This window comes from Streptomyces sp. SID9727 (assembly GCF_010550605.1).
Lineage (GTDB): Bacteria > Actinomycetota > Actinomycetes > Streptomycetales > Streptomycetaceae > Streptomyces.
The window spans coordinates 1-635 of record NZ_JAAGNI010000535.1; the positions used below are offsets into that span (position 1 = coordinate 1).

General features: G+C 79.5%; 1 pseudogene. It reads right to left on the reverse strand.

Features of this window, described 5'->3' with window-relative positions:
* A pseudogene (locus G3I41_RS36260) lies at nt 1-635 on the reverse strand (chromosome segregation protein SMC); the annotation flags it as partial.

A 635-nucleotide genomic window follows, 5' to 3' on the forward strand; every position in this document is an offset into this window, starting at 1 on the left:
GGGTGGCGGAGGCGTCCATGCGCTCGGCCTCGCCCGCTGCGCCCCGCGCCTGTCCGGCGAGGCGGCCGAGCTGCTGGGCGACCCCGGACCGCTCCCGCTCGGCGGCCCTGCGCCGCTCCCCCAGCTCCTCGACCAGGGCCGCCGACTCGGTCCGCCGGGCTGCCGCGAGCCGCTGGGCCTCGGCCAGTCCGGTGCACCGCACGGCCAGCCCGTCGAGCTCGGCGGCGGCCTCGTCCACGGACGCCTGTACTTCGAGGAGGCTGGGCGCCCCGGCGGAACCGCCGTGCGCGAAGTGGGCGGAGAGCAGGTCGCCCTCGCCGGTCACGGCCGTCAGCTCCGGGTGCGCGGCGACCAGGTCCTCGGCGTCCTCCAGGGTCGCCACGACCACCATGTCCCGCACCAGCCTGCGGACGGCGGCCACCAGTTCGACGGGGCCGCTGACGAGGTCGGCGACGGCCGGGGTACCGGCCGGCACCACGGGCTCCGGTGCCCCGTCACCGGCCCGCCGTACCCCGCCCAGGAGCAGGGCCGCGCGGCCCGCGTCCTGTTTGCGCAGCAACCGGATCGCCTCGGCGGCCGTGGCCGGGTCCGTGACCGCGACGGCGTCCGCCGCCGCGCCCAGCGCCGCCGCCACC